The organism is Lacticaseibacillus styriensis (assembly GCF_030770295.1).
Lineage (GTDB): Bacteria > Bacillota > Bacilli > Lactobacillales > Lactobacillaceae > Lacticaseibacillus > Lacticaseibacillus casei.
In genome coordinates this window covers 822,145-844,753 of sequence record NZ_CP132483.1, presented here as the reverse complement: position 1 = coordinate 844,753, position 22,609 = coordinate 822,145, and the positions used below count along the sequence as shown (strand labels likewise).

Below are 22,609 nucleotides of genomic sequence, written 5' to 3'. Positions count from 1 at the left end.
CTTAATTCACCACCGCATCATTAATCGGATACGCATCACGAGTAATGAAACTCAAGCTGCCAGCATACCCACCTTGACTACGCCACGGAATGATGTAAATTCCACCCGCTGAAACATACAATTCACAGGCCGCACCCGTATACGACATGCTACCGAGTAACCTTGCTGCATCATCATTATTAAATGGGCTATATCCTGGTCGAATGTTGGCAATTTTGACCCACCCATTACCAGTTTTCATTTCAAAAGCAATCCCAATGGTGACATTCGGACCTTTTCTTGAATATCCAATTTTCAGGCTTTTAACATCATTGGTTTCAAGTCCGCTATCAATGTGCTGATAGAAAACCGAATCAGCCGCCGTAAACGTTGATGCAAGCGTGACATCTTTGCCAGAAGGATTATATAAAGATTTTAGTGTGAGCATGCCTTGGCGTGCATCAACGGAACTAACTTCCTTACCGTCGTACATTGACTTGCTAACCAACCCCAACTGATCAACTTTAGATTGATACGTTTGCTTGCTATTACTATCCAGCGTTACATTCGTGACCATGCTGCCACCACTAATTTTTGTCGTCCCACTGATCGTATTTGGAAAACCATCTGGTTGGATGTGGTTGAAAGATGAGATAAAGGTAGATCCGTTAAAAGTGACCCCATTAAAAGTCATGCCATTAAAGGTTTCGACATTTAATGCTTTGGCTGCAATTGGTTTTGAATCCCAACCACTTGTGGTATCAAATATGGCAAAAGCGGCAAGATTTCCGTCCTCGTCGGTTAACCAGTGCTGGTCCCCAGCCTTTGGTTTAGCAGGGTAACTCGGGCCAACCGTCACAACCGGAACATTGTCACTACCGTCTTTACCATCGCGCCCATCGGCGCCTTTAAATAATGCCCACAAGTAGCGTGTCGGGTCGGTACTGTCAGCTTGCGTTTCGTCAACGTACTGCCCGAAGTAAGATCTACCGCTGGCATCTGTAACTGAAAAATCAGTTTTGCCGTCGATACTATTGGCATATGCAGTATGAAGATAGCTGCTGGTACCGTCGGCACCTTTAGGCCCCGGTTTACCGTTAGCACCATCCGCTCCCTTAATCAGTGCCCATTTACCAGCATAATCGGCCGGATTGTCACTCGGGACTGACGACTTGTTCGACCAAACTGTTGCCATATACTTCTTACCAGCAGGTAACGCTGACATGTTAGTGCCTTTGTCATCATCGGCATAACGAAGCCATGGATAAAACTGAATAGTCTTGGGCATGTTGGCCATCTTATTGGCAAGATCGCTGAGCCGTTGGTCAAAGCTGACTGTTTCATGAGCAAACTCACCCAAAGTCAGTTTGACAGAATGGTTAGCACGGCTGCGCTGAATGCTCAACACTTTGGCAGACAGGAATAGCTGTTGATTCTCATCTGCAATGTGGACGGTTTGATTAAGCGGTACGTATGGCGAATTAACCAAATCAATATCATACGTTTCGTTTGGATGATTGTATTTCTTCAAATCTGCCAAAGCCGCTTGCAAAAGTTCTGCCTGCGATTTTGAATCAAACGTTTTAACCCGATTCCAGTCAGACTGTTTTGGGTTTGGGTTGCTGTTGCTTAACAAACGTGAATATTTCTGCACAGCAATGGTATCGTGCAAGAACCCGTACTGATCAAGCACAAACTGTCCCGTCGGATCAGTCCATTTGTAGCCGATCAAGTTGATTGGATCCTTATTAGTTGATCCATCCGTGCTTTCTGGCACCGCTCCGTAAGCCTTAATCGATGTTTCCATGTCATAGGTATCGAGGTGCGTGACGATGTTGTTGATGTCCTTATTCATTTCAAAAGAGATCAAGCTGTCACCGGCCGTTTCATGCCGAATGTTAATGACACGCTTGACCAAGTTGGTTCCCACAAACTCAAAGCCAAAACTAAGCACTGCATTAAAATCTTTTGCCACGGCAATAATGCGAGCCAACGACGATTCTTCGCCTGTCCACTCAAGCGTTCGGACGTTATCAGGAAATTCGTTGATACCAATCTCCCAGCCAGAATCATTTGTAAACATGAGAATGTATTCAGCAATCGTATATGGTTTGTCGGCCTTGAAGGCGCCAACGGTTTCGTTTATTAAATCATTACCAGCATCGCTGGCAACAATTGAATGGATATGGCCTAGTGAATCATGCTCAACCGATTCAATCACCATTTGGTGAGCATTGCCTTCTTCATCTTGATACATGATGAAGTTGGTTGCTTTAGCCATCTCATTGACTGCTTGTTCCTGATCAGTCGTGAAGTGAATATCAAGAGAAAGCTCGACCGCAGGACGGTTATCAACACTTTGTGTTTCGACATCATTGTCAATTCGCCACTCGCCTTTGCCATCGGTCGAACCAACACCCAAAATGTTTGATTTTCGATCTGCAAAGTAATACTCCATTTATAGCCACGCCTCCCTTATCTCGACTTCACATGCAAATGGCTGTGCCCAGCTCGAGGGCGTGATAGCAATCTTAGTATCACCGGGTGGCAGTTTGAATTGCTCCCATTGATTACCGAGCGTGTGCATGGTTGGGTCAAGAGAACCATTCAAGTACGTCTTAGCATTAGCCACATCAATCTTGAGAACATCACCATTGCTAAAACGATTCTTGATATTCGTATACCAGCTAACGTTCTGCCATTTGACGGTGGACGCAATCAGATACATGGTCGATTCGCCCCACGTCTTGTCACGCATGAACCACGCGGAAAATTGCTTAGTCTCGACACTAGCAGCATCCGCAAAGGTAAACTGGCGGGTAATAGTCGTCTCTCGTCCTTGATTGCCAACCCATGGGGACACTCGGAAAACAACTGAATTACCAAATTTCTGTAATTCCAACTGAATGAACTTGTCATTAGTGAAAATGCTACGATCAAGCTGTTCATTGACGACCAGCTGATCTTTGTAATAGCACATCCACCATATTTGGTCAGACAATGCGCTATTATCCTTCAGTATCATCTGAAAGATTGGCTTACCGTCACCCTCTAACGTTGTTTCGAGCGCGCCTACCTTTGAGACACCAGTTTGAAAACGTGTCATGACGTCCCATGTGAGATTGCTCTTGAAGTTACCGTTATGCGTCTGAGCAAGGTTGTGTTTGATTGAAGGACCGTTCCAATACTTGTGGTCGCCAGTAATGCTGGGCCAATTAGGCTCAACCTTCCAGCCATCATAATCGTCATGAGTCCAAATCGCATTGCCAATCTGTTCATTAGGCATACTAGGATCACCACCCCAATAGGGATTGTTTGTGGCGGCTTGATTATCCATATGTGAGCCTTGCACGGCTGCCAAATCAAGTGCCACTTCGCTTTCTTCGGTGGTGAAACCATCAATTTCTTGCGTACCGAATTGAAGAATACCCGGGCGATCATTGACAATCCCAACCATGCCGTTATCCGCGTGCATAGTTGCCGTAATAACTGGCTCAACAGGATAGGTACCACCGTTGTGTACCGTGACGGTGTTGGTATAGTATTCAGGATCAGCTGGGTTAGGTGACCAAGGAGAAGCAGAAGTGCCTATTTCAACCTTAATCCAGACTTCGATTGTGGCATTCAAGTTGAACATTTCCAAATTAATCTGATTGGTCGTTCCTGTTAACGGATTTTTGACAATTGTTTTAGGCGATGATGTATAAACACCATTTTCAGTAATAGGAATCTGGTTAATTATTCCCGTCCAATTACCGGTGCTTCCGGCATCTTTGATGTCAATGTAGGAATCAATGCCGACCGAACTGTCTATTTTGCCTTGATAATTAGTAACACTAACTTTAACGGTGGTAGTAATTGTTTTCCCTGACAAATCTTCTGATAACTGTACGGTGATGGGATACGCATCAAACTGGTCAGTATTAGAGGCAAAACCGTGTGAAGCTATGGCAAAGTTTACTGGCACGTCCTTGTATGGCATGTTGTCAAACGTCTTCGTGGCTACCGAGTGCGCAATGCCATCGGGGACCAGAAAATTAATAGTACCAGTGCCAAGAAAATAAGCTCGGTCCATGTCGATCTTGCCGTCAACTTTTGCATACCAAAACTCATCAGGACGATCATCAATAATTAGCTTCTGAACATCAGTGCTATAAAGTAGTGGCGCTAACTGCCGTTCAAATTCACGACGAGATAGCGCCACAAAATCATAAGTTACTGGAATGATTCTAGACTTAAGACGACTATTGATAAGCATCTCACCATCGCTAATTCCAACAGAATGGGAAGTGTTTTCAATCTCTGATGTAATTCCCCTAGCAGCACTAAACTGCAGAACGGAACTACCAATCTTATGTCCTCCAAATATCAAGTTCGCCAATTAATAAACACCCCTTCCATGTCTTTCTCTGATTGTGTTTTGCTTATCCAGCTCATTAATTGTTGGGTACAACCATTTGCCAATTTCGCGGTTATTTTCAAGCACTACTTTGCCTTCAGTACGTTGTGTATGATTAATCTGATAAATTGTTAATTCGATCAGTCTTGCAAGCAAATCCTCAACACGACTATTGCTACCACTAGAAATGCTGGTAACAAAGGTTTGCGGATTCAATTGGTTTATTCTATTAGCAGCGCCTCCGAAGTCTGTGGTGCCACCAGCAAAACGTGGAATGTTCATTCGACGAGCCTTATCAGCAGGAATAACCATTGAGTGACGAGCAAGCGGAAAAACCACATTTCTTTCTTTGAACATAAACATGCTGCCATTAGGAGTGATAATAGGCTCTTGATAGTTAGATCCGGGGGCATCGTTCACCATCGCCAGTGAACTCGTTCGGAGATCATTAGTTCCGTGCTGCAAGTGAAGAAGCCTCCGAATACTGTCCGAAATATTAGCCACAAAATTGAAAGTCTTCGTGATGACTTCATTCCCACCAAATGCGCTAACTGCACGTTTGGCGGCACTTGCGGGTCCTGTCGTATTATCATGGCCTTTGAAATATTTATCTCCCGGATTTGTTCCATTAAAACTTCCGATACTGTTTTTACCAGATCCGGCAGCCCCCACAACGCTTGAAGCATTACCCATGAAGTAACGCATTGATGGGTTAGTTCCATTGAAACTGTTGACTTCGCCCTTACCTTTTTCAGCATGTGCCGTCACGTTTGAGGAATCCCCAGTAAAGTAACGTGCCAACGGATTAGTCATGTTAAAGGTATTGACCTCACTCTTACCGTGTTCAGCATGTTGAGTGACATTTGAAGAGTCGCCAGTGAATTGCTTCATCCCCGGCTTGTAAGAATCATAGGAGATTAGATCTCCTTTAGCTTGCGAAGTCTTCGTCAGTAAATCATTGACGTTAGCCGTCAACTCTTTCGGGCTCGGGTGTTTGGCCTCGTATGCATCTACATCAATGCCTGCCTCAACTAGTTTGGCGCGGGCATCAGCATTATTTACCAATAATTCTTTGGTCTTTGACGGTAATTGATTCCACAAACCAAACTTGGCCACAGCGTCAGCAAGCTGTTCCTTGCCTTTGGCCTGAATCAGTGCCGTCTTAGCCTCGACTGACAACCCGTTCCAAGACTGTGCTTCAATCATGCCTTGAATCAAGGTGGCTGTTGCTTTATCTTGCACAATCATCTGCATCTGCTTAGGTGTCAGTTGGTTCCAACCGTTAACTTTATCAATTGCCGAGACTATAGATGAATAATCACCTTTAACTACCGCCTGCATTTGCTTCGGAGTAATCCTGTTCCACAGGTCCAACTGGTCAATCATGTCAGCGAGTTTACCCTCGCCCACGGCTTTTAGCGTTGTGTACTGATCTTTGGGATCGATTGACTGCCACACGCCTAGGTTGAATAAGGCATCCTTGAGTTCGTCTTTACCCTTGGCATTAATCAACGCAGTTTGTTGTTTAAGTGTCAAACCCTGCCACTTGCCAGACTGCGTCAAGATATCAATGAGTGGCAAAGTAGCCTTGTCATGAACGATCGCTTGCTGTTCTTTGAGACTCAATTCATTCCAGTAACCCATTTTAACCAGTGCGTTGACAAGCGGTGTGTAATCTCCACTGACGATGGCTTGTTGTTCTTTTGGTGTGAACTTATTCCATGAAACAAACTCGGTTATGATGTTAGCTAATTCTTTTTTACCGGACGCCCTTACTAGAGCTGTCTTTTCTTGAACAGTCAGCGAATTCCACTTGTCGGTAGAGGCCATCGCCTCGACAATCATTTGCTTAGCATTTGAGCTAATCTTGGCATTCTTTAGGTCAAATTTAAGGCGTTTCCAACCACCTTCCGTGCTTGCTGTATCCTTTAGAACTTGTGGCAGATTGGTAACAACTTTACCAGTTTTAGGATCTAGCACAAGTCTATTCCAATCGTTACCAGCCTTCTGAACACTCTTGCTCATACTTGAATTAACAGCGGCAGCAAATTGCTTACTATCTTTGACACCCTTACTCATTGCCTCTGAATAAGCGTTCATTGCTTTTTTAGCTTGAGACGCCGTAGCACCAAACTCTGTTTGAAGTTGTTCTTGAATCGTCTTGTTGGATAGTCCTTGCGCTTTCATTGCTTGGATTGCACCAGCATAAATCACGCTCATGTTGCTTTGATGATCTTTTTCCAGCTTTTCAAGAGCGTTATTCTTTTGAGCCGTACTCAACTCAGCAGAGTTTTTGATGGCAGCATAATGTTTGCCATAAGTATCAGTCTCGTCAGCAAATGCCTGTTGCATCTGGCTGTACTGTTCCTTAGCCGCTGCTTGACTCATCCGAATCTTTTCGCCATTAATAGCTTTTAAGACATTTGCTTGTTGGGTACCGGAAATTCTAAGTGTCTTAACGGCCTCGGCTGCACTGCTCTTGCGCAAATTATCCAGAATCTGAATTTGATCTCGAGTAAATGCAACATGCTCTTTGCTGGCAGATTCAGTAATTGACCTAGCCTGTTTGGCATTAGCCTCAATTTGCTTGATGCGTGCATCGTCGGCCTTCTTCATTTCTGATGCATCTTTACGAATCTGATCAGCAGTCGATCCACCGACTTGCTTCGCCAACTTGTCGAGTGCAGTTTGGGTATTTTTGGACGATTCTTTAGCGGCCTTCGTAATATCATCAAAACCGTTGGCGATCGTTTTGGCATTTTCTTTGACAGTGTGGTTAGTGTCAGTGAAAGCGCCACTGATCTTTCCAGAAGCGTCTCGCATCTTAGTTGCGGACCTATCTGCTACTTCGCCAATGTCCGTGCCCCATCGTGAAGTTCTGTCGGCAGACTCAAGAGCCTTTTTGCCCCACAATTCCCAGATGGCTACACCGGCACCAACGGCTGCTGTAACACCTAAAGCAACTGGAGCGATTGGCCCCAATGCCGCTAGCAAACCTGTTCCGCTCGCTGCGGCTCCGCCCATGGCCGCTCCCATTCCAGAAGCACCATCTGCTGCCGCAGCCGCTGCAGGTGCAACCTTCAGTGCTTCAAAAGCTGTCTTGCTAAACACAGACTTGAGGACATCCATTGCAGTCCCGCCAATTTTTGCGGCTGCAGATGCTCGCCCCATGACTCCAGCAATTCCAGATATTCCTTTGCTCAAAGCAACAACTGGCTTAAGCGCTCCACCAATAATAGAACTCGCTGGTCCTATAACTGCCGCAAACGCTGCAAATTTGATAATGGTTTGTTGCGTACCACTGTCCATTTTTGCAAAAGCATTGACAACATCGGTTGCTGTTTTGATAAGAGGAGTCAGCGTCGGTAGAAGTTTTTGACCTACTTCAATTCCTAAAACATGAATCGACTCTTGAAATCTCTTCAATTTGGCGGCATCCGTATTGTTTAACTGGTTAGCAATTTTGGCAGTTGTTCCGCTAGCATGCTCAGCTTCACTGGTATATTTGCGTAGCTCACCGCCACCTGCACTAATTAAGGCATTCATGCCGGCTTGCGCTTCAGTGCCAAAAGCCAACGCTACTGCAGAAGCACGTTGCTGGTCCGTCCACCCCTTAGTGTTATTCTTGATTTTGTCAAGAATCTCTGGAAGAGTTAAAGTTCCTTTTTTGAAATCAGCAACAGATATGCCTAATTCATTAAAGCCCTGAATATTTTGCTTAGAAGGCTTCAACAGTCTTGTTAAAGCACCACGTAACGCTGTGCCAGCAACTGATCCTTCAATCCCTTTGTTGCTCATAATACCAATAGCAGCCGCTGTTTCCTCTAGTGAAATACCAGCAGCATGAGCAGAAGGCCCGACATATGTCATTGCCTCGCCCATATCTTGGAACCCTGCTGCAGTAGCGTTAGCAATATAGGTAAGAGTATCTGTAACGCGAGACGTATTTTTAAGCATGCCCGTTGTTGATTCTGTCTTTAGACCAAATTGTTCCAGAACGGATGTAGAAACATGCATAACATCGTTGAAGTCATCGCCAGACGCTTTTGCCGCATTGAGAACTGCAGGCATTGCGCCTAATGTTTGCGCAGCGGTATAGCCACGTTTGATCATTTCTGACATGCCTTCGTTAATTGCAGCCGTGGAGACGCCATATTCAACCGACCACTTTTTAGATGCTGATGCTAGTTGATCAAGTTGCGCACGATACTTGGCAGTAATCGCACCCCCATTTGTTAGCAAAGGTCCCATTGCTTGAATCTGGCTGTTGAAATCAATAGCAGATTTAGCTGCTGCCACAAATCCGATGGCAATTGGAGCAGTTACTGCCTTTGTCATCGTTGATCCGAAACTGGTTAGCTTAGAGCTTGCCTTTTCGGTAACAGATGCAAATTTAGAGGCGCCGTTTGATACTTTAGTCCAGCTATCGCTTTGTAGCGCAATCTCTTTGCGTAAGGCCGCCATTCGATTTTCATTTTGAGCAGCAGCGGCAGCAGTCCGATTATACTGTGATGCAGCATTAGCTTGCAGCTTTGTCGCACGATTAATTTCTTCCTGCGATGCAGTCTCACTTTTATTAAGTTTTTCAACCGCTTCTGATGTTTTTTCATACTGTTCTCGCTCTTTCTGAAGCTGAGCTTGGTAGTTCTTTGACTGGCGGCTCAATGTTTCATAGGTTGAACGCATGTTGTTGATAGACTTTTCAGAGCCCTTAAACGCAGCATCTTGAGCCCGCAACTCAGCGGCAGTTGCTTTAATTGAAGAATTCAAAACTCGCTGGCTTACTTGAAACGGATCAATGTTCAAACTAACAGTAGCCGCAATTTGTCCGAGATTTCCTAACATGTTTTACCTCCCTTCATAGAATTAGAAAAGGAACGGAAAGGCCTTGTCGATCGTGGTCTCCCGTTCCTCGTAAATCTGGTTAAGTTTTTCAATATCGCGGAGCGTCATAGCATCAACGTCAGCTAATCGGTAGCCTTCAGAGAGCCTTGCTTTGTAGAAGTCGTCAAGGTTGCTAATGGCTTCTTTGACGTCCGCTTCGGTGATTTTTTTGCTGTGTCCTTCTTATCCTCTTCACCGTCGCTTAGAGAATCGCCAATGGCATCATTGATTGAATCCAGCGATTTCAAAGAAATAGACGAGCCATCAATAACATCATCGGTAGTAAACTGGTTTTTCCAGAAATCAACCGCAAATTTGGCTAAGTTTTTCTCGTTTTCGTCGTAATCATCGTTTGAAGGGCCATCTTTACGGTTTAGCATGCGCAATTGTTGTTGCTGCACTTTCAAGGCGTTCGTGGTATCACGTAATGTTGGCTCTCCATTTCGTGTGAAAACGCACGTTTCGCCTTTGATATTTAGTTTAATTTGATATGCCATGCTTAATCTCCTTAGGTATAAGCCGCCCGCTGTTCGCGTATTGTGCATTTACAAGGCGACGAGTTTATTGCTAAGCCACAGTTACAGTTGCGGTGGCAGTTTTACCACCATCGTCAGTTGTGACTGTTATGGTTGCAGACCCTGCCTTTACACCAGTCACAGTTCCATCACTGGAAACGGTGGCAATGGTAGGATCTGACGTTTTGAAAGTAACTTGTTTATTTACGGCATCAGCCGGATCAACTTGCACTTTTAGCACTGTAGATGCGCCAACCGCAAGGTTAATCGAACTGTTCTCAAAGCTGACGCCGACTACGCTTTTGGGGCAATAGTCGCGTCTTGAGCAGTCTTAGGGAATACATAGCTGTGGAAGGTATCAAAATTGAATCCATCGTTGTCTTCACGACCAATCAACACAACATTGCCAGTGTCTTGGTCACCACGAGGAATGAATGATCCTTCGATGCTGTCAGCGCTCGGATCTGGCGTGCCGTCAACAGTCTTGGTATCAACGCCCGGAAGTGAGAACATTCCCTTGAGCATACCAACCCAAACGTATTTACCATTTGATAGCTTTGTACGGAACAAAGTTGCGGCGTAATTAGGGCTAAGGTTCTTTGGATATACTTCAACCCCATTAACAACCTTAATGCCAAATAAATCAGCCTTCATCTGTGAATCCACATCGTACATTTCGATTGTTTCGGTTGCTTCTGTGATACCACCAGAAAGAATCAAGTACGGGCCATCATCAGCGGACAGCGTCTTTTGCTCTGTTTTAATATCCAATTTCACACTAGATAAGCCTTGAATCTTGCGTGTGCTTTGTACAAAGTCGTCATCACCGACAACCCCGTATTCAAAGGCCGAAGCCCCAAATTTTGCTAACTTCTTATTAGTTGTAACAGCAGTATCTGCCATATTTAAAATCCTCCTTTAGGAAAATGAAAAGGGCTAGCCAATCGGCAGTCCTTGAAACTGAAAGTATCCTGTTGTCATGCGGAGGGTTGGGGTATCACCATCAACGTAGGAGTTGCGATAATACCTTTCCCAGCCAGCCGCATGTAGTGCTTGATATATCTGTGTTTCAATTTTTTCTTGTTGATCCCAGTCCGTTTTGTCCACCCAAAAATCTACTTGTACTTTCGGATACTCTAGGATCCTAGAATCGTCAGCATAATCAGCAGCATCACCGGGCAAAGAAGTGATCCTCACCCATGGAGCTAGACTTTCAGGAGTTACGCTAGTCCGGTTATTGAAGTCTGGGGTACCTATATATACCTTGTCAGCAATATCCAAATTGGATGACAGGATGTCATAAACACGTTTTTCGGGTGCCATTACATCCCGCCTTCCTTCAAGTGACTTAGGAAAGTAGCAATAACAACTGGCCGCATGACTTCTTGGGTTTCCTCAATGAAATGTTGCGGATCCTGCATTGAAGTGCCCGAGTTTGGAAAGTGAGCACGCCAGCCGGTATCTTTACCATATCCAACGTCTACTTCTGTTAATCCGCTCGTTTCACGGACACTTGAAATCTTGATGTCATCTCTCAGATGTCCGCTCATATCGGTCTCGCCTTCCCACTCAGGCGTATTACTTTTTAGCTTGTCGGCAAACTTTTGTGCGCCATCTCGGACAGCCGCTCGAGCTTCTTTTGCAACCCCAAATTGGAGTTTGTTAAGATTAGCGAGCAGTTCAGCATCACCTGTGACTTTTACGCCCATCAGCTCACCGCCTTTGCCGTAATCGTTGTCAGATCGCGCCTCTCGTAATCAGGATCAAGACCCGTGATTTGATATTCCTTCCCACGCCACTGAATTCGCCAAGTTGGTTGGATTTCCTCTGCGGTCAAAAATCGCACTAAAAAAGTCGGGCTGTCTTTGCGAGTGCCCAACTTCGTCTGTGGATCATTTGCTTCTCTGATTGGTACCTTAGGAACTTCCGCCCAAACCGTCATATGATTAACGAGCACACCATCAACCGGAACTCCGTTAACCTTTTTTGACTCATAGCTGACGAACGCAATTCTCTCAGTCATTCGATTAGTTCGCATCAGAATCACCATCCTCTTCCGGCAATTCTGAGCGAAGCTGATTGATGATATTTGTTGTTGATGTTTGTAAAGGAAAGCGCATGACTTCAGCACCCATACCTCGGTAGTCATAGTCTTCCTTCACTTGCTTCATCAGCGCTGTGAAGAAACGATCCCGAGTTTCTGGATTGCTTAGAAATTGTTCCGGATTTGATCCAAAACTAATAGCCGAACTGATTTCACCACAAGCGTCATGCACCAGTTGCATAATCATTGGGTCTTCGATTGTCTGATCAACTTTCAAGTACATTTTCAGAACCTGAAACTGTTCATCAGTCAGTGGGCTTTTGTCAAGCGTAGTATCTGCCAAGAGTAATCACCTACCCGGCGTTAACAGTAACAGCAAGCGTTGAGCTGATGCCATTAGTGCTAAATGTGATTGTCGCTGTGCCCGCTGCCAGATTGGTAATAGTGTAAACACCATCGGACTTCTTAACAACCGTAGCGACGCTTTCATCGCTCGACACAGCTTCGACTGCTTGAGGAGCGCCATCAGGAGTGACTGTCACCGTGATATCTTTTGTGGCACCGACACCACCTGTGAACGTTTTCTGGCTCAAAGTCACTCCGTCAGGCGTTACGCTTTTGGGGTGTATGTGAGGAAGTAGCCAGCCTTTTCGTCAGCAACAGATACACCAAAGCGCATTCCTGCTTGCAAGAATTGACCGTAAATCTGATCATCAACCCAGCGAACCATGAAGTCTGCGCGGTTAGCAAACAGAATTGCCCGCTTGATGTCACCCAAAAAGGCGTGTGCTTCGCCTGCTGCACCCAAAGTATCATCAGATACAACAACAATCGGCATACCAAGAACGCTCTTGCCAGACGGGGTCAAGATACTGTCTTGCAACAAGTAACGGCCATTACCGTCCTTCACCGTATCCAAGAAGTTGTAAAAGCTCTGGGACGCGATGATGACACGTGAATATGCCGGATCTAAGTCCACATTGTTGATGTGCTTCAAATCATCAACGGAGGTAATGCTCTTTGGAGTGAATCCCTTCAGCAGAGTTGCAACGGCACTGTTAGTCGTGTTGACCTTGATTTGTTGCGCGTTTTGAGCAATCAAGCCGACCAAATCAATCGCAGAATCATCAATTGATTCCTGCGAAATTGGCAACGCTTGCCGGTAGGTGTCTACTGACCAGTTGACAGGCTTGAAATTAGGCTTAGCCATTGCCGGGTTCTTTTCCAGTTCAGCAACGGTTGCCATCTTGGTAGTGGCATTTGCAACCGTTGGATAAGTTCCCTTTTGAGTGGAGGCTTGGAAGACATTAGTGAATGGTTTCAGGTCGACCACTGTCTGCAATTCACGCTGTGGTGTATTGACAATAGTTTCTGGAATGGTCGATGCAGCATCTGCAGACTTAACCCCAGCGTTAACTGCATCACTGGCATCAGTAGGATCAGCACGCAAAACCGCAAAGGTACCAACGTCTGTTTTTTCAAAATCAATGCCTTCTGTGTTACGGCCACGGCTGTGAAGATAGGCATTCATAGCGGTGCGATAATTCTGCTGTTCAGGTTGCCGTTTCTTCTTGTCGCTTGGCTGTTCATTGCCTTTCAACGCAGCCTCGTATAAGTCACGTTTTTCTTCAAGATCTTTGATCTCTTTGCCAGCTTTATCATACTTGGCACGAACGCCTTCTGCCTTCTTCAGGTTTTCCTCGGAATCTTCACCTTCAAGTAAAGAACGAAGTTCTGTCTTCATAGCTGGTAACGCTGAACGCTTTTCATCAAGTTGCTTTTTAACAGCAGCTAATTTTTCATCTAAAGTCATCTAGTGACCCTCCTTATTTTTTGTACAAAAATAGGCACCGATTATTCGATGCCCTTGAGCAATTCCTCTTTATTCAGTTGATAAAGCATCTTGCGCCGCTTAAGTTCCCATTCTGGCGGCTGATTTAGCGCTTTTATCTGTTCCAACGATCGTGCTCCGACCTTTACCTCAGTGTCTGGATAAGCAGGTGTTGTCACCGGCGAAACATCAAACAGATGATCAATGTTGTTGATTGTGCGCTCGTATTTAACCCCTCGTTCGCTTGACTTTTGCCACTTTTGCGCGTCTTTGTCTGGCGCAATCGTAAATGCAAAGCTTGACTGACTGATAATCCCTTGCCGGACGTTTTCTAGTAAGTCACGACCGAGTTGTGTATCTGGTGGCGTCAGAGTGTACTTAAGTCCAGTGTCGTCAATGGTCAGTTCCAAATTAACGCCAGTGCGGCCTAATACTTGGTTTTGATCATGGTTAAATAGCGCCACGACATTGCTCATATCAGCATTGTCGAGCGCATGGCGGTCAATGTGCTCACGAAAACTAAATTCACCGCCGCCCATGATTTCAGATTTCCGGTCAAATTTAAGCGCATAACCTTCGATGACAGTTGGATGTTTCTCATCCCCATCACGAATTTGCATGGGTGTCGCTGTCATTCGCAGCTCCTTTGTCATTAGCATCACCTCCCTTCAATTGCGATGCGTGTTCAGCTTGATATGCTTCCTTTTGATCAAGGAACACTGTGTTAAGTGTCGACTGAATACGATCCATGTTCGGGTCTTTTAACGGTTTCTTTCCAAGCTCCGCACGTCCCTCGTTTCCAGTCCACAGTCCGCCATTAACTGCTGTATTGACGTCAGCAATCGGCAATCCGTTTACTGATTTTGTGTCAAAGCCAATGCGATACTGATGGCGCTGGTTGTCATCAAGCAACTTTAGTTCAAACTCGCTTGTAATCGGTTCAAAGTAAAATGGAAGATCATTGCGAATATAGTCATCAGCAAGCTGCTTAACTGACTGATTGGGACTATTTTGGGCTAATCGATACGCTGGCACCCGTAAAGCCTTCGCAATCTGCGCTGTTGAATAGTTATTGCTGTTAATCAGATTAAGAACGTTGGTATCAACTTCCAACGGCTGATAATCCATCGTCGCGTCAACTATAATTGGCGATCCAGCATCAGCACCTGCCTGTGCCCTTTCAAAATCTTCACGAATCTTCTGGCGTGCTTCGGCAGATAGGCGGCTCTCTTTTGCTTTGATAATTGAGCCTTTCAATCCGCTCTTGAAGAACTTTTGAAGCGTGGAAACACCGGATTCTTGAAGTCCAATCTCATCACCTAAGGAAAGTAGCGGCGAGCGGCCCATGATGGTGTCATATGAAAAGAACTTCCAATGAATAACATCCTCAAAACTGCAAACTTTTTGAACACTTGCGTTGTATGGTGTGAATCGATAGACAAGATTCTCGGGATCGCTTGTGTCCACCTGCGTCTGTGATGGGGCATAGAACTCAAACATAGCTGGTTCGTTGGTTATCGGATCGCGCACAATCCGCGAATAAGCATTGCCAGTCAAAATTGCATTGACCATCATGGAAAATTTCCACTGATATGCTGATAAACGTTTGTTAACCTTTGTGTTCATCAGATAATCAATGTCAGACAAGTCTATCACTTCATCGGTTGAGCTGTCAGTAATCACTAACGGGAACCGGCTGACGTCACCAGCGACAATTGATACTGCTGTTAGCACATCAGAGTTGCGTAACGCTGAAATCCCAAGATAAGCCCCACGAAATGACGGAATCACCCCTGAATCAAGCAAATTATCAGCCCAATGGGGATCTGCTTCTGTTGCAAGTCCTCGAAATAGCTTCATTCAATCACCTCCCTTCGTTATCAGGAAGCAACAGAATAAAGGCGAGAACAAACAACAATCCGCCGCAAACCATGAATCCAGTAGGCCTATTGATCAAAAAAGCCCCATATCCAGCTAAAATGAAGCCTAAAACAGTGGCAATTCCAGCCATATTTGCGCCAAGAATTCTAAAAAAGTTAGCTAGTTTTCCATTCACGTTCTCACCTCCTAGAAGCCAAAATCATCGCTGAAGACACGCTCATCGTCCAAGTAGTTGTCCAAGTCTTCCTTGAACGCGATGGCATAAGCATCAAGCGTGGCATCAATCATGTCTATTTTGTTAGCATACTTATTCTTATTAATACGGACGCCGTTGTTGTCAGACATTAGAACCGCGTTCATTGCGGCGGCCTGCATAATGCGATTATCTGAATGCTTTATGCGACCGCCTATAACATCATCGCGGAACTGCTTAGTTGGCATTGACAGTGTCAGCGTTCCTTGTCGCACCTGTACCATCGGCCACTCAGGATGATTCTTCTCAATTGCCGTTAGCATTGGTCCAAATTGATAAGGGTCGTACATGATACCTTGAACATCTAAGTCATTACGTTCAATGAAGTCTTCGAGCCATTCATATACCCGATCGTTGTCGATGATACCTGACTCTAAGCTGCTGATCTCTCCTTCGCCGTGTTGTTCAGCAGCCAAGTAGTCAATCCGATCCGTCTTGATTTTGTTATCAATTCCGCCTTTAGAAGCGACAAATGCATAACCATCGAGCCACCACCAGCCTTCTTGCGGGATTAACCAAGTAATGGCAAAAAGGTCGCTTGTACGACCAACATCAATACCAATCCAAGCTCTTTTGCCGCGAATATCAGGCTTTTCACTCAATTCAGCATCCTTCCAAGCATCGAAGTCTAAATAACTATCTTCAGTCGCTTGCCGCCAAATGTTGAAATTCTTGACCAGTTTTGCATTTAAACTGCCATCAGCACGTGCTTGAGATAGCTTTGTGGTCAAATAGTCGGTGATCTGATCATGCACAATATCAACGTCAAGTAGCGGATTCGATTTAATCCAAGAATTGGGGTCATCAACCTCTTGTACGTTGTCTTGTTCAGCAATGAATGCAAAATAGCGTTCTGCCGTTTCTTCACCGGACAACACCTTTTTTGCATATGGATAATTTTGTTGAAACATCGGCACGTTCATGTCGAATCCAGCCGTTGAAATGATGAACGTCAGATAACTAGGCAGTAACACCTGCCCTGAGGCAAGGGTTTCAATCATATCTGTTGTTTTAGCGTTGGCATATTCGTCAACCACCGCAACATGGGGTTCATAGCCATCGACAAGTCCTGTATCACGAGAGAACGAACGAATTGTTGATCCGTCGTCTAAATTGACAAGTTCATCTCGCGTAATCTTAACCATCCGTTTGATGCCTGGGTCTTTCCGCATGAGCGCACGTAATCGGTCTTTTACCATTCCGAATACAATGCCGGCCTGCTTGCGATCATTAGCAGCGGTATATAATTGCCGTTTGTTGGCTGGATTCTTTCCGAACAGAAACTCATACAGAATGACGCCAGAAATCAAAAGTGACTTACCGTTTTTTCGTGCCATCGAAATGAACACATCGGTAAATCGCCTTATATTTGGATCATCTTTGTCAACCCAGCCATATATACTGCCAATAATGAATTTTTGAAACGGTGCTAATGGTTGTGGTTTCCCACTTTTTGGTTCTGGCAGAATCTCCATAAATTTAACAGCTTTTCCCGCTAGATTTGGATCATATCGCCATCGCCAATCTGTTCGTTTCAAGTCTTCTTGATGCCGTTTCACCGCGAGATTAACTGCCTTAGAAGTAATAAGACGACCGTCTAGCACACGTTTTATGAAATTAGGCATTGGATCCTTAAATTTTGACAATCAGCATCACCTCCATCACAGTCAGCCAAAAGTATCAATGATTGAATCGTTCTTCTGTGCTTCAGTCTTAGGCATATTCATTTGCATCCGACTGTTAACATTCAACCCTAGATCACTCGCGAGGCTCTTAATGCTTGCGGTGGCCTTATTCAAGGTGCTAATGTACGCATAATATTCATCTTGATCTCCATTCTTTAAAGCCAATTTCATGTTGACCGATGTGTTTTTGTAAACCGAATACCATGTACAATAGTTTTCCAACTCGGCGCGATCGAGATTTCTAAGTGGTAAGGTCCCCAAAGATTCGATAATTCGCTTGTATTCTTGTTTTGCGACTGGGTCAAGATGATTAGGCGGTGTTACCTGAAGTTTTGGAATGCCATCTTTGGCCATTAATTCCGCATGTAGCTTGGCTTCTTGCCGTTCTTTGGTCAAATCACCCTTAGACATTTGCAACACTTTGTATTTTCCAGCCATTTCCCACTTCACCTCCTAATATCTATATAAAATGGGCTGAGTTTACCCCTGCCGCCTTAAAAATCGTTACAATTTGGGGTGCAAAAAAGAGGCCGACCGTTCTTCCGCTTCGAGAAATGTAACCCCCGATAAAAATGGAGGGGGGTCTGGAGGATTTCAGCCCGTTTGTTCGCCCGATAAATTTCTTTCAAAAATTCAATTTTTGTAATTTTTATTTTTTATTTTCTTGAATTTTGCAAATTTGTTTTCTGATTTCATTTCGTCAAGTTTGTTCATCACTTTGATGAGTTGACTCACATCTCGACCTTGCTTAGACAGTCTCTGGATGCATGTGTCTCGGTCAGTGTCGATGAGTATGTGTTCGACATCTCGACTAGCAAGCAATGTGTCTAGCTTCTCATCTGGATATGTCATGACTAACCACACATGGTCGAAGGTCTGCTCTGCTTTAAGCTTCCGCAGTATCAGCTCATAGATTAGCTGCACATAATCATTGGCGTCTATATTGCCCTGATGTAATGGCAGGCCTGTTAACGCCGCCATAAGATGGTCGTAATCATAGACGAGGTCATGCTGTCCTTGATGTCGCTTGACGTACGTTGACTTACCACTTGCTGGATAGCCAACGATTACTGTAATCTTCATGGCTCGATGCTGTCCCTTCTTACGCTTGGTTGTCTCACGTCTCGTCTTCCAATAGTGGCAGTCCCTGCATAAAGCCTGCAGATTATCCGCTTTCGTGCGGTCTTCCCAGTCATCTTCGCTTGGAACAATATGATCAACCAATGAGGCTTGCAGGCCACAGCGTTGGCATAAACTGTTGTCTCTAATCAATATCTGCTCACGCAGCTGCTTCCATTCATTACTGTGATAGAACCTAAGGTAGTCCGACTGCTGCTCATTCCGCACACGGTTGTACTGCCTATCCGCCTCCGATCTAACACGAGCATTTGCATCAACCAATTGTGGTCTGCCATTTATAAAGGCAAGCTTCTTACTTGGCATGAATATCTCCCGTATACGATGTGTTAGCCATGCCCATCACTCCACGTATAATCTAATGACAATTGCCAATCCAATAAACAACACCGGCACAGAAATAATCACTATTAGCGGCATGAATACTAGCAGCCAACTCCATGCAATCAAGCCGAATAGCTTGGCCAGCACGAATATTAGTGTGAGCAGTAATAAGAAATTGCACATGCTAAATCGCCTCTCGATTAAGACAATATGATTGTCGAATAGGAACCGTTACCGTCAGTATTTAGACTAGTAACATCCCATCCTGATTTATTTAGCAAACTGATTACTTCATTAACGACTGCTGGATTGTACTTGGAAACGCTAATTGAGATTGGGGATGTAGTATTAATTCCTTGATTAATGGCATCGTTAACTTCGGCAATCAGACTGTCTTTGTATTTCTTAGTTGCATTGGCACGAGTTGGCAGTGATCCTTCCATTTTTGGTAGCACTGGTGCTGGTGGAGGCAACTGACGGTGAGACAATTGCCTACTTTGGCCTTTAGCATTATCGAATAGCATGTCATTCCTCCGTGTATTGTTTGATCTTGTCAACTCGCAAGTCGCACCATTCATCTATGATGTCGTAGTGGTCAAAGATAAATACGACTGGCATAGAGCGTATGCCCATCCGTTTAAAGTATTCAATCGCTGTCTCGTCTGCTGGATAATGATTTACCGTCATTGAGTTGGACAGTTGTCTAATTGTTTGCCGACACTTACTGCAATAAGGCTTCGTAAATACAATTGCATAGTGTCCATTAGCTTCATCAAGTTTTCCAGTAAATGGTGGTACCTCAAGCTTTTCTTTATGGTGCATATGTTTTTCTTCTCTCGATAATTTCTCAATGATTGATTGCTCTGTTCGGCTTACATATCCGTAACCGACTCGCTTCATCGCATTAGTTGAGTTCATAAGTACACCTCAATCGCGTGTCGTCATAAACGAACGCATACAGCAGATGTTTGCCCGTGGTGAAGCCATTCTTAATCTCATAGGGATCATTTGGCTTTGCTGTTCCAAGCTGGCGCCACATAATGCCACGATCATCTTTAAACCGCTCGCTATGATAGTGGCCTGAGTGAAGCTCATATGTTTTTGCCATATTGAATATCTTTTTGTACTCAAATGGAAAAAGTCCTGTCAGCTTGTCCTTGGCTACATCTCCGTGTGCGAGCATAATGCCAACATGCCCTAGCAAGTATGCACAGCGCCAGTCGGTTGCCGGATTACTGTCATTGAGATCAACCTGTACTTGTGGATAGCGATCTATCAGCGCATAAAGAAAAGCGTATTCGAGATCTCCTGAATGGTTGCCGAACACGCTCTTGATTGATACGCGATTGCTATATTCAATTGCCAGCGGAATAATCTGATCAAACAACTTCACTGCATCATGGAATGCCTGACGCATGTTTGCGTGATCTAATTGTGTTCCTCTAACCGTTTGTGTTGCATGAATCTGATCACTATGGAACAGATCTCCCAATTGCTCGATCACAATCTCGTTGTAGCCGTCCATGATGATCTCTCTAAGTTGGCTCACCATGTCTTTTAGATCGGCGAATGTTGTCCAGCCAAAATGCAGGTCAGGCAATGGGATGACTAGGTTACGATCGCCCGATTTCTTCATCCCGTAATTGACCGGAATGATTTTGTCGTTGAACGCTTCAGCCATTTCACTTATCGATAAGCCTTGTTTCGGCTTTACGCGAATATGAATGCTGTACTGCGGAACTGTGCCGTCTTCGGTACTATGCTGCTCATACACTTTGTAGTCGCCTAAGACCATCTCGAACTTATCAGGATCGTATCCACACAACTCCATCAAAGTTCGTGGGTCTTTATTTGGCTCATGCTTGAGTCTCATTAAGGCAGTGACTGTTTGGCTACCATCAGCATTAAGAGCTACTTTTCTATCAACGGGTTGGCTCTTTCTATCTGTTTTCGCTGAATCGTATTCATTCTTGACTGGTTTTTGGAACTCGATACCAAGCCGTTTTGCTTTTCCCTGCAACGCATCGTAGCTAATTCCGAGTTTATCGGCTGTCTCGCGTCTGGTAAATCCTTCAGAGGCGAGCTTCCTAATGTCACTGATTTGTTCATCTGTCCACTGCATCTACTCGCCTCCGAAAATATAATGTCCGTGAGCAGTTTGATGACGCTGCTCACATTCTCATGAAGAACTTCCCGAGTTCTTAAGCCCTCGGATTAGGCCCCGAAAGCTTTTTTGTTGCTTAAAAAATTTCGATGAGTTAGAATTAAATTGTTCCCAACAGATACTCATTTTCACTCCTTTGTAATACCCTTTCTTTAGGCTCTCGGCCCCCAACCGAGGGCTATTTTAGTATCTTCTATAAGGAATGTGCTAATATATATATATGTGAGCAGTGGCCTTTCTCCTCCAAGTCAACCGCTGCTGCTCACACAAGTATTCCGTTTTTTCATTCTTTTGGCCCTTGGACTGGTCTCTGAGGGCTTTTTTAATCCGATTTATTGCTACATGTGTTATACTCTTTTTCGGTACCGTCGTTTCACCTCAGTAAACACCGGTAGCTAGGCCCTCAGTTAATCGCTCAGAGGGCCTTTTTGTTGCACAAAAATAGCACCTCACCGTTTGGCGGAGTGCTTGGGTAAATAAAAAGATGCCAAAGCGTCAATGCCAAATAATATCAACTTTCCCACCCGAAATCTGTGGGCATTGATCCCCGGCCGAGTCTAAAAACTCGGGTAGTTCAATTACCAGAGGACCATTCTTTAAATCTTCCGTTGATTCCGTCTATCCTCGCCCCCATCTTATGTGTATTAACTGATTTTCCCGAATCGATTCCTGCCACATAATCTTGCAATTTGCTTTGAGCTATAACTATGTCACTATATGTGCTAATCTCGATTTTGTTGGTAATCGATATGAACTCCTTAGTGACGGCATCTGGATTCACACCTGGAGGAGTCATAGTAAAGAACTTTGGCTCATTTTCCTCAGGCAAGTACTCACGTTGAATATAACCTGCGTCAGTTTGTCCAAATGCCAAAGCCATGATTTTGTTACCATTCACTCCGCAAATAACAACAATTTGATTTACACAATTTCCATCTATGTCTTTTGCTCCCTTTAACGTTTCCTTAACAAACTGTTGGATCACATTTACGTAAAGTTGCCAGTTTAACTGAGCTCCGTTGCTTTGAACATGTAATCGCTTTATGAAGTCCTTTATTATGTCAGCAACTTGAGCGTTTCCTGTAGTTGCGATCAAAATGTTTGATTCGGCTAACATAAATTTTTTATAGTTTTCCCCAACCGTTTTTGTTCCTTGAGACATTCTTCCATCTGCCACAATTGAGCAAAAGTCTTTAGTCAAAAATCCAGAAATAAAGCTCATTCCTAATCACCTCAAAAAAATAGTACTCCAGCGTGAACTGGAATACTACATTGAGGTGATATCTAATGTTTTTGGAGTGACAGGCTCCAAAGCGAGCGGACGGAGTTGCACCTTCCTGTTTCAGCATTGAGTAACCGGTATCAATGCCTTCCCTTGTCTGCTGATCGCATAATTGATGGCCGAGACCTAAAATAGCGCCATCATGAGCACGTCTGCTGCTTTCCCCATATCCCGTATCCATATGGAGCATTTCTGCAGCGGAGGTTTTCGCCGCAGTTGAGTCAACTTTGT

The 22,609-nt window shown here is 44.5% G+C and carries 23 protein-coding genes; all 23 read right to left on the bottom strand.

The genetic code is table 11. The annotated features are described in order from the left end of the window. Window position 1: 1 nt before the first annotated feature. The 23 genes from LACSTY_RS04115 to LACSTY_RS04005 all read right to left on the bottom strand — a co-directional run bounded on the left by LACSTY_RS04115 (window position 2) and on the right by LACSTY_RS04005 (window position 22,559). Complete coding sequence (locus tag LACSTY_RS04115) at window positions 2–2,437, bottom strand: phage tail family protein (protein ID WP_087911798.1); 2,436 nt, start codon at window positions 2,435–2,437, stop codon at window positions 2–4. Beyond that, window positions 2,438–4,360 (bottom strand): distal tail protein Dit, encoded by a 1,923-nt coding sequence (locus LACSTY_RS04110; RefSeq protein ID WP_087911797.1) that lies wholly within the window; start codon window positions 4,358–4,360, stop codon window positions 2,438–2,440. It lies immediately after the preceding gene. Then, window positions 4,361–9,223, bottom strand: coding sequence for a phage tail tape measure protein (locus LACSTY_RS04105; protein WP_087911796.1), 4,863 nt, complete (start codon window positions 9,221–9,223; stop codon window positions 4,361–4,363). A 122-nt stretch (window positions 9,224–9,345) separates the two neighbouring features. Then, window positions 9,346–9,759 (bottom strand): phage tail assembly chaperone G, encoded by a 414-nt coding sequence (gpG, locus tag LACSTY_RS04100; protein ID WP_003661382.1) that lies wholly within the window; start codon window positions 9,757–9,759, stop codon window positions 9,346–9,348. 70 nt (window positions 9,760–9,829) lie between these two features. Continuing rightward, complete coding sequence (locus LACSTY_RS04095; RefSeq protein ID WP_236944229.1) at window positions 9,830–10,018, bottom strand: Ig-like domain-containing protein; 189 nt, start codon at window positions 10,016–10,018, stop codon at window positions 9,830–9,832. A gap of 53 nt (window positions 10,019–10,071) precedes the next feature. Further along, window positions 10,072–10,680: a major tail protein gene (locus LACSTY_RS04090; protein WP_087911794.1), complete on the bottom strand. Its 609-nt coding sequence runs from the start codon at window positions 10,678–10,680 to the stop codon at window positions 10,072–10,074. Between the two features lie 33 nt (window positions 10,681–10,713). Beyond that, window positions 10,714–11,100, bottom strand: a complete 387-nt coding sequence (locus LACSTY_RS04085; RefSeq protein ID WP_087911793.1) for a phage tail protein — start codon at window positions 11,098–11,100, stop codon at window positions 10,714–10,716. Continuing rightward, window positions 11,100–11,486 (bottom strand): HK97-gp10 family putative phage morphogenesis protein, encoded by a 387-nt coding sequence (locus LACSTY_RS04080; protein WP_087911792.1) that lies wholly within the window; start codon window positions 11,484–11,486, stop codon window positions 11,100–11,102. The genes LACSTY_RS04085 and LACSTY_RS04080 overlap by 1 nt, the downstream gene beginning before the upstream one ends. Then, window positions 11,486–11,815 (bottom strand): head-tail adaptor protein, encoded by a 330-nt coding sequence (locus LACSTY_RS04075; RefSeq protein ID WP_087911791.1) that lies wholly within the window; start codon window positions 11,813–11,815, stop codon window positions 11,486–11,488. The genes LACSTY_RS04080 and LACSTY_RS04075 overlap by 1 nt, the downstream gene beginning before the upstream one ends. After that, on the bottom strand, window positions 11,805–12,164 hold the full coding sequence (locus tag LACSTY_RS04070; protein WP_003564855.1) for a head-tail connector protein: 360 nt from the start codon (window positions 12,162–12,164) through the stop codon (window positions 11,805–11,807). The genes LACSTY_RS04075 and LACSTY_RS04070 overlap by 11 nt, the downstream gene beginning before the upstream one ends. A gap of 10 nt (window positions 12,165–12,174) precedes the next feature. After that, entirely contained in the window at window positions 12,175–12,414 is a 240-nt protein-coding gene (locus LACSTY_RS04065; protein WP_005712764.1) for an Ig-like domain-containing protein, read from the bottom strand. A gap of 17 nt (window positions 12,415–12,431) precedes the next feature. Then, window positions 12,432–13,634, bottom strand: a complete 1,203-nt coding sequence (locus LACSTY_RS04060) for a phage major capsid protein (RefSeq protein ID WP_087911790.1) — start codon at window positions 13,632–13,634, stop codon at window positions 12,432–12,434. Window positions 13,635–13,675: 41 nt separating this feature from the next. Then, window positions 13,676–14,305 (bottom strand): HK97 family phage prohead protease, encoded by a 630-nt coding sequence (locus LACSTY_RS04055; RefSeq protein ID WP_087911789.1) that lies wholly within the window; start codon window positions 14,303–14,305, stop codon window positions 13,676–13,678. Continuing rightward, window positions 14,259–15,512, bottom strand: a complete 1,254-nt coding sequence (locus LACSTY_RS04050) for a phage portal protein (RefSeq protein WP_020752179.1) — start codon at window positions 15,510–15,512, stop codon at window positions 14,259–14,261. Before LACSTY_RS04050 ends, LACSTY_RS04055 begins: the two co-directional genes overlap by 47 nt. 4 nt (window positions 15,513–15,516) lie before the next feature. Then, window positions 15,517–15,708, bottom strand: coding sequence for a hypothetical protein (locus LACSTY_RS04045; protein WP_003661399.1), 192 nt, complete (start codon window positions 15,706–15,708; stop codon window positions 15,517–15,519). 11 nt (window positions 15,709–15,719) lie between these two features. Continuing rightward, window positions 15,720–17,432 (bottom strand): terminase large subunit, encoded by a 1,713-nt coding sequence (locus LACSTY_RS04040; protein ID WP_033573339.1) that lies wholly within the window; start codon window positions 17,430–17,432, stop codon window positions 15,720–15,722. Between the two features lie 21 nt (window positions 17,433–17,453). Continuing rightward, window positions 17,454–17,909, bottom strand: coding sequence for a P27 family phage terminase small subunit (locus tag LACSTY_RS04035; RefSeq protein WP_005686963.1), 456 nt, complete (start codon window positions 17,907–17,909; stop codon window positions 17,454–17,456). Window positions 17,910–18,104: 195 nt separating this feature from the next. Continuing rightward, complete coding sequence (locus tag LACSTY_RS04030; protein WP_005688561.1) at window positions 18,105–18,914, bottom strand: HNH endonuclease; 810 nt, start codon at window positions 18,912–18,914, stop codon at window positions 18,105–18,107. 218 nt (window positions 18,915–19,132) lie between these two features. After that, entirely contained in the window at window positions 19,133–19,456 is a 324-nt protein-coding gene (locus LACSTY_RS04025; RefSeq protein ID WP_042745761.1) for a hypothetical protein, read from the bottom strand. A 1-nt stretch (window position 19,457) separates the two neighbouring features. Beyond that, a complete protein-coding gene (locus LACSTY_RS04020; RefSeq protein WP_087911788.1) occupies window positions 19,458–19,850 on the bottom strand; it encodes a thioredoxin domain-containing protein in 393 nt (130 codons plus the stop codon). Continuing rightward, on the bottom strand, window positions 19,837–21,054 hold the full coding sequence (locus LACSTY_RS04015) for a GcrA family cell cycle regulator (protein ID WP_087911787.1): 1,218 nt from the start codon (window positions 21,052–21,054) through the stop codon (window positions 19,837–19,839). The genes LACSTY_RS04020 and LACSTY_RS04015 overlap by 14 nt, the downstream gene beginning before the upstream one ends. A 616-nt stretch (window positions 21,055–21,670) precedes the next feature. After that, window positions 21,671–22,318, bottom strand: coding sequence for an Ntn hydrolase family protein (locus LACSTY_RS04010; protein WP_021354321.1), 648 nt, complete (start codon window positions 22,316–22,318; stop codon window positions 21,671–21,673). Then, entirely contained in the window at window positions 22,290–22,559 is a 270-nt protein-coding gene (locus LACSTY_RS04005; protein ID WP_087911786.1) for a hypothetical protein, read from the bottom strand. Before LACSTY_RS04005 ends, LACSTY_RS04010 begins: the two co-directional genes overlap by 29 nt. Window positions 22,560–22,609 lie beyond the last annotated feature (50 nt).

Bases quoted from the DNA above. Each gene is read 5' to 3' on its own strand.
- LACSTY_RS04030 (WP_005688561.1), bottom strand. From the start codon at position 18,914: ATGCCAAGTAAGAAGCTTGCCTTTATAAATGGCAGACCACAATTGGTT.
- LACSTY_RS04010 (WP_021354321.1), bottom strand. From the start codon at position 22,318: ATGAGCTTTATTTCTGGATTTTTGACTAAAGACTTTTGCTCAATTGTG.
- LACSTY_RS04105 (WP_087911796.1), bottom strand. From the start codon at position 9,223: ATGTTAGGAAATCTCGGACAAATTGCGGCTACTGTTAGTTTGAACATT.
- LACSTY_RS04025 (WP_042745761.1), bottom strand. From the start codon at position 19,456: ATGCTATTCGATAATGCTAAAGGCCAAAGTAGGCAATTGTCTCACCGT.
- LACSTY_RS04005 (WP_087911786.1), bottom strand. From the start codon at position 22,559: ATGGATACGGGATATGGGGAAAGCAGCAGACGTGCTCATGATGGCGCT.
- gpG (WP_003661382.1), bottom strand. From the start codon at position 9,759: ATGGCATATCAAATTAAACTAAATATCAAAGGCGAAACGTGCGTTTTC.
- LACSTY_RS04055 (WP_087911789.1), bottom strand. From the start codon at position 14,305: ATGACAAAGGAGCTGCGAATGACAGCGACACCCATGCAAATTCGTGAT.
- LACSTY_RS04075 (WP_087911791.1), bottom strand. From the start codon at position 11,815: ATGCGAACTAATCGAATGACTGAGAGAATTGCGTTCGTCAGCTATGAG.
- LACSTY_RS04080 (WP_087911792.1), bottom strand. From the start codon at position 11,486: ATGGGCGTAAAAGTCACAGGTGATGCTGAACTGCTCGCTAATCTTAAC.
- LACSTY_RS04090 (WP_087911794.1), bottom strand. From the start codon at position 10,680: ATGGCAGATACTGCTGTTACAACTAATAAGAAGTTAGCAAAATTTGGG.
- LACSTY_RS04020 (WP_087911788.1), bottom strand. From the start codon at position 19,850: ATGAACTCAACTAATGCGATGAAGCGAGTCGGTTACGGATATGTAAGC.
- LACSTY_RS04060 (WP_087911790.1), bottom strand. From the start codon at position 13,634: ATGACTTTAGATGAAAAATTAGCTGCTGTTAAAAAGCAACTTGATGAA.
- LACSTY_RS04015 (WP_087911787.1), bottom strand. From the start codon at position 21,054: ATGCAGTGGACAGATGAACAAATCAGTGACATTAGGAAGCTCGCCTCT.
- LACSTY_RS04035 (WP_005686963.1), bottom strand. From the start codon at position 17,909: ATGGCTGGAAAATACAAAGTGTTGCAAATGTCTAAGGGTGATTTGACC.
- LACSTY_RS04115 (WP_087911798.1), bottom strand. From the start codon at position 2,437: ATGGAGTATTACTTTGCAGATCGAAAATCAAACATTTTGGGTGTTGGT.
- LACSTY_RS04085 (WP_087911793.1), bottom strand. From the start codon at position 11,100: ATGGCACCCGAAAAACGTGTTTATGACATCCTGTCATCCAATTTGGAT.
- LACSTY_RS04050 (WP_020752179.1), bottom strand. From the start codon at position 15,512: ATGAAGCTATTTCGAGGACTTGCAACAGAAGCAGATCCCCATTGGGCT.